The sequence below is a fragment of the Lentilactobacillus sp. genome, assembly GCF_040773105.1.
Taxonomy (GTDB): Bacteria; Bacillota; Bacilli; order Lactobacillales; family Lactobacillaceae; genus Lentilactobacillus; species Lentilactobacillus parabuchneri.
The window spans coordinates 1-6142 of the sequence record NZ_JAXGWW010000120.1 but is presented as its reverse complement, the minus strand read 5'-3'; the positions used below and the strand labels follow the sequence as shown (position 1 = coordinate 6142).

The 6142-nt window shown below is 45.7% G+C and carries 5 protein-coding genes and 2 pseudogenes; 5 read left to right on the top strand and 2 right to left on the bottom strand.

The window, feature by feature from the left end; all coding sequences use genetic code 11:
- A pseudogene (locus AB3112_RS07275) lies at window positions 1-136 on the top strand (IS30 family transposase); the annotation flags it as partial.
- Window positions 137-182: 46 nt separating this feature from the next.
- Window positions 183-1061 (top strand): glycosyltransferase, encoded by an 879-nt coding sequence (locus tag AB3112_RS07270; RefSeq protein ID WP_367334195.1) that lies wholly within the window; start codon window positions 183-185, stop codon window positions 1059-1061.
- A 271-nt stretch (window positions 1062-1332) separates the two neighbouring features.
- Here the strand turns inward: AB3112_RS07270 and AB3112_RS07265 are convergent, their stop codons facing one another.
- Window positions 1333-3084 carry an ABC transporter ATP-binding protein gene (locus AB3112_RS07265; RefSeq protein ID WP_367334194.1) on the bottom strand — a complete coding sequence of 584 codons (1752 nt, stop codon included), beginning with the start codon at window positions 3082-3084 and terminating at the stop codon, window positions 1333-1335.
- Between the two features lie 223 nt (window positions 3085-3307).
- On the opposite strand from AB3112_RS07265, the gene AB3112_RS07260 reads away from it, so the two are divergent.
- From AB3112_RS07260 to AB3112_RS07250, 3 genes are read left to right on the top strand one after another with little or no spacing between them, the layout of a single operon-like run.
- Window positions 3308-4084, top strand: coding sequence for a 1-acyl-sn-glycerol-3-phosphate acyltransferase (locus AB3112_RS07260; RefSeq protein ID WP_054712545.1), 777 nt, complete (start codon window positions 3308-3310; stop codon window positions 4082-4084).
- A gap of 17 nt (window positions 4085-4101) precedes the next feature.
- Window positions 4102-5052 (top strand): glycosyltransferase family 8 protein, encoded by a 951-nt coding sequence (locus tag AB3112_RS07255; protein ID WP_014386901.1) that lies wholly within the window; start codon window positions 4102-4104, stop codon window positions 5050-5052.
- Entirely contained in the window at window positions 5049-5912 is an 864-nt protein-coding gene (locus AB3112_RS07250; RefSeq protein WP_014386900.1) for a lysophospholipid acyltransferase family protein, read from the top strand. Before AB3112_RS07255 ends, AB3112_RS07250 begins: the two co-directional genes overlap by 4 nt.
- A 104-nt stretch (window positions 5913-6016) precedes the next feature.
- Here the strand turns inward: AB3112_RS07250 and AB3112_RS07245 are convergent.
- Window positions 6017-6142, bottom strand: a pseudogene (locus tag AB3112_RS07245) (IS30 family transposase); the annotation flags it as partial.

Genomic DNA, 6142 nt, shown 5'->3' with positions numbered 1-6142 from the left:
GCGAACAGATATTGATAATTATACAGAACAGGACGTTGAACACTGCCAAAAGCAGTTAAATCAACGTCCTCGCAAAGTGTTAAACTATGAAACCCCATATGAAGTATTTTTTGACAAACCGTTGCACTTAGTTTGACAATTCGCCGTTGCCATTTCTCTGGAAATATGACACACTTTGATTGATGAGACACGAATTGGGGGATGAATGCGGTTTGGATATTTTATACTGTGGAGATGACCACATGTTTTCGGGGTTGATTATTTCAATCCTCTCACTGACAAAACACGCGCAAGAACCACTCAACATCTACATTTTAACTGGACAATTGTATAATCGTCATCAGCAATTTCAAGCGCTGACTGACGATCACGCAGCCTTTTTGAATCAACTGGTCAAGCGGGAAAATGTCGATAGTGGCGTTACCAAAATTGACATTACCACTCAGTTTGAGGCGGATTTGCCCAAGGCGAACATCAACACGTTATTCACGCCCTATAGTATGTTGCGGCTGTATAGTGATTTGGTGCCGCAATTTTCCGATCGGATTCTGTATTTGGACGCTGACGTTGTGTGTCGCCGGCCGTTTGAAGATTTTTATCATCAATCACTGGCAGGAACTGATTTTGTTGGCGTATTGGATCATTACGGTCGTTGGTTCGTACATCATCAACAGAGAGCATTTGATTACATTAACTCGGGGATGCTCCTGATGAACCTGGATATGATCCGACAAGACAAATTACTGGCCCGCTGCCGGGAATGCTGCCGAAAATGGCCGATGATTATGCCGGACCAGTCCGCGATGAATAAGCTGGCCAAGCACAAGGCTTTTGCCCCTGAAAAATACAATGAGCAGCAGGATGTTCAATCTGACACCGTTTTTCAGCATTTCTCCACCCGCTGGAAATTATGGCCGATCGTCCACACGGTTTCGGTCAAGCCTTGGGAAGTTGATAAAGTTCACCAGCAACTTCATTTGCATGAATATGATGATATTTTAGCCGAGTATCAGGAGATTATGGCTGAATTGGATGCTGAAGGGGAATTGAAAACTGAGTGAGGGTGCGATGCGAGATGTGTTGCTCTTAGAATCTTAATGAACGAGCTGATTATTCCTGTTTTTGGAATGATTGGCTCTTTTTATATTTTGTCTTGATTGGATTGGTGTGCAGGAAGTGGAAGAATTATCGATTGGTTGGTGGGGTTAGGGGATTTTGAGATCCCTCCGGCCTTTAAAATACGCTCCGACGCAACTGAGGCTAACTTCTAAGTGCACTTTAATTAAAGTCCCAAACCCAGGGACTTCAATCAAAGTACCCTTAGAAACCGCCTCACCCGTTGCTCGTCGCGCTCTGATTTTTCACATACTCCCTATACAAAGGAGTCGTCTTCACTAACTGTTGGTGGGTTCCCTGGCCCGTTACCCTGCCGTTTTCTATGAAATAAATTTCGTCGGCGTTGGTAATTGTGCTTAGCCTGTGGGCGATCACCAATGTTGTTCGATTGGCCATCAACTGGTCCAGCGCTTTTTGGACCATCATTTCGGACTCGGAATCCAGGCTCGCCGTTGCTTCATCCAACATTAAGATTTTTGGATTACGCAGGAAGGCCCGGGCAATCGCCAATCGTTGGCGTTGGCCCCCCGATACCTTGACTCCACGCTCACCGACTTCCGTGTCCAAGCCCCGAGGCATCTTCTGGACAAATTGCGTTGCGTAAGCCATTTCCAAGACATGCCAAAGCTGTTCATCGGAAAAATGCCCCGGCAAACCATAGGTTAAATTGTAACGAATCGTTCCAGACATGATCGCAGCGTCTTGGCCGACCAGGCCGATTTGCTGGCGCCAATCGGCAAGTTGAATATCAGTAATATTGGTATTGCCAATCGTGATGCTGCCCTCGTTAGGTTCATAAAAACGTTCAATTAAGCTGAAAATGGTTGATTTGCCACCGCCGGATGGTCCGGCAAAGGCAATGACCGAATTGGGTTCTGCCGTAAACGACACGCCGGATAAAATGGGGTGATGCTGATCATAAGAAAAACTGACGTGGTTCATCTGAAGTGTTTGATCGCCAATATCCAAATCCGTTCCAGTCAGACGATCTTCTTCATGAGTTTGCAATAATGCCTGGATTCGAGTGGTTGAGCCACTTGCCTTGGCAACATCAGACATGAATTGGCCGAGAACCGCAAATGGACTAATCATTTGAACCAGGTACATCAGAAATGAAAATAAGGTCCCAATATCAATGGCACCTTCCCGAACCCGGATCGCACCATAGCCCAGAATTTCCAGGACCATGGCCATCATGACCATGCCCATTACAGGTCCGGCAATTGAATCATAGATCGCTTCTTTTAACCCGATGCGATAAAGGCGATACATCCGTTTATCGCCGGCTGTTCGTTCTAAGTTTTCTGCGGTAGACGATTTGACTAGACGGACTTCGCCCAGCATTTCACCGGCTTTACCATTGAGATCTGCCAGTGCGTCCTGTCTCGCTCTGGCAACTTTGTGGGATTGGCGGACAATTGGCAGCAGGCAGATCAAGACGAGCGGAACGGCGATAAACATAATGATAGTCATCCGCCAGTCCATGATGAGCATTAAGACCAATGCGCCAACCAGTTGCAGAATCGAAGTTGCGGTTTTGGGAACCGAATTGGCCAACAGTTCCTTGACCTGTGTGGAATCATTGACCAACCTGGACGTTATTTCGCCAGATTTGGTTTGGTCAAAATAACCCACCGGCAGGGTTAAGATTTTATCCCAAAGTGTTGTTCGCAGCTTATAGACGACGTCTTCACCGAAGAAGCCTAAAATACTGCCGGAAAAGGCTCCAATAATGGTACTGAAAACGAATAGTAAAATGACGGCAACGATTAGGCCGACATCCATTGAATGACCGATTGAGTTGATGATCCCCTTGGCGATGCCGGGAACCATCAATTGCATCGCCGTTGCGACAACTCCTAGAAAAAAGCCAAGCAGCAGTTGCCAGTAACGGGGGTGAATTCGGTTGATTAGGCCCATAAATGTTTTAAAGTTAAACTTGGTATTGTTCTTGGACTGAGCTTGCATCAAAATTATCCCCTAAATCCTTCTAATGATGTGTATACATCCATTGTTATCCCAAATATCCTAGCATAGCAAGCCTTAATTTTACACCAATTTCATCATTTAAAGGGCGATTTTTAGTGAATTGCCATTTTTAAACGTCCCGTATGATAAAATAATGTCATATTTGGGGTAGAATGGTTCTGTTCATGATTTTAACTTCTCGGAAGAAAGGATGACATTGGTAATGACTAAACGGACATCAAAAGTGTTTACGTATCATGATTTTGATGATGACGTGGTCTTTACCAAAAATCAAAATGCCACCATTCCTGAGGGCTACATTTGGCTGCATCAAAATTGGTTTTACCGCGTAACGGCGACGGTCGTCTACTGGGTGGCGGTTGTTGTCAGCTTCGTTTATTGTCGGCTGTATTTGCGGACGTCTTTTCGAAACAAACGGTGTCTGCGCACCCAAGGCAAACGGGGCGCCTTCATTTATGCCAACCATACCCAGCCGCTGGGGGATGCACTTTTACCGATGCTGGTCGCAATACCCCGGCGGGCGTATCCGATTGCGGAACCTGCCAACCTTGGTATTCCAATCGTCGGTCGTCTCTTGACGATGGGTGGTGCGTTGATCCTACCCGCGAAATTATCACAAATGATCCAATTCCAGCGGGCGATGAATGCTCGATTGGACCAGCATCAACGAGTGTTTATCTATCCCGAAGCCCATGTTTGGCCGTATTACACCAAGATTCGTCCGTTTCCAGTTGGCGCATTCCATTATCCAGTCGCTGCCGACCTGCCCAGCTACAGCATGACGATTACATATCAAAAAGGCCGACTGTTGAGCCGACCCAAGCAGGTGGTATACTTCGACGGTCCGTTTATGCCGGACAAGTCACTTCCGCGTAAACAACGCCAACAAAAACTCCACGATCAGATTCATGCCCAAATGGTGACCCGCAGTCACCAAAGCAACGTGTCATTTATGACCTACCAGCATCAATCACATTGATTTAAGGGGGATTCATTATGGAAAATCAAACCGTGCCAATTTTTTACGCTGTCGATGACAATTATGCACCTTATCTGGCAGTTTCACTGGCTTCACTGGTCGCGCATACATCACCGGACAGGCATTACCAGGTGATTGTGTTGTGTGATGATCTCAATACCGACAATCAAGGGCGGCTTAAAGCCTTTGAAACGGACAACCTCAAAATTCAGTTTGTTTCAATTAATGACCGCTTGAAGCAAGAAATTACTGATAAGAATAACAAACTACGCAGTGACTACTTTACCTTTACAATTTATTTCCGGCTGTTTATTGCTGAATTGTTCCCCAAATTGGATAAGGCGCTCTACCTGGATGCGGACACGGTGGTTTTAAAGGACGTGGGTGAATTATTTGATACCCAGCTGGGGGATAACCTGGTTGGCGCAGTGCCGGATCACTTCATCGGCCACACTCCGGAAACGATTGACTATGCTGAACAAGCCGTTGGGATTGATTCACAGAAATACGTTAATTCCGGCGTGTTGTTGATGAACCTGGCTGAAATGCGCCGTTCAAAATTCGCTGAACACTTTTTGCAGCTCTTGAACAAGTACCATTTCAAGAGTTTGGCCCCGGATCAGGACTACATGAATGCCATCGCGAGAAATCGAATTTATTATTTGAACCCGTCATGGAACATCCAAATCACCACGCCACAGGATGTTGACCCCTGGCTGATTCACTATAACTTATTTGCCAAGCCGTGGCGCTATGATGATGCCCCTCGACAAAGCTATTTTTGGACCTATGCCAAACAAACCGATTACGAGACCATGTTAAAACAGCAGCTCGCAGATATGAATCCTAAAGAAGTTGCCCGTGATCAGAAGAATCAGTCCGATTTGATTCAATTAGCCGTTGATATTATTAAGACCCCAACGACATTTTACGCAAGGGCCAAGCAAGGAGTAAAAATTGCCCTATGACTTTTACACCGGTAAAGCTTGGCGAGCGTGACAAAGTGATTCAAAACATTGCTGAAAACGTCCGTCAGGGAAAATTTAATCAAAAAGTCGAACTACATGATCCAGTACTGACACTTACCGAGCAGCATGAGGTGTTGGACCACTTCTTGAAGCTTCACCAAACTAAACGTTATCATTGGCGGGCAGCCGAAGCCCGGTCGGTCATGAATATGGCTGCGAGGATGATGAATCCCAATTTAAAAGTTGAGGGGACTGACAATTTAAAGGCATTGGAATGGCCGGCAATCATTACCTGTAACCACTTTAGCCCGATTGACAGCCTGCTGGTTCGATCAGCCCTGAATCAACCTGATTTGTCGATTGTCGTTGAGCTCACCAACCTTAAAATGCCCGGGATGCTGGGATTTTTGATGACATACGCTGATACGATACCTGTCAGCGACAGCGTCAATTACATGGGCAAGGGGTTTATTGCCCTTTTGCAAAGTAGCTTGGCACGCAAACAGTCAATTCTAATTTATCCGGAACGGGAAATGTGGTTCAACTATCGCAAACCGCGGCCGCTTGAACGGGGAGCGTACTACTACGCCGTTAGATTGAATGTGCCAATCGTGTCCTGCTTTGTTTCGATGGTTGACGCCCCGACCAAATCGGATCCGCATGGCATCAATTATACGGTCCATGTGTTACCGCCAATTTATCCGGATGCGGTCGAAAAGTCGGCCACATCACAGCGGGAAGCTGCCGAAAAGATGCGCCAAATTGATTACCAACAAAAAGTTGCTGCCTATGAAAAGGCCTATGATCGTCAATTCACTAAGGATTTTAGTCCAGACGACATTGCTGGTCATTATCAATAACTAAATGGACAACAAAAAGGCATGACCGTGAACAAAATGATCTTTCATTCACAGTCATACCTTTTTTAGGATCGAATAACGAATTAGTTAGGTAGATTGCAAATTTAATCCGAATTTTTGGACAAATTTGTCAGCATAACCTGATACGGTGTTTGCCAGTCGAGTATTTTAAGCGGTCGCTGGTTAATTTGGAGTAACGTCGTCGTTAAATCTTGAGCACTAATGTGCTC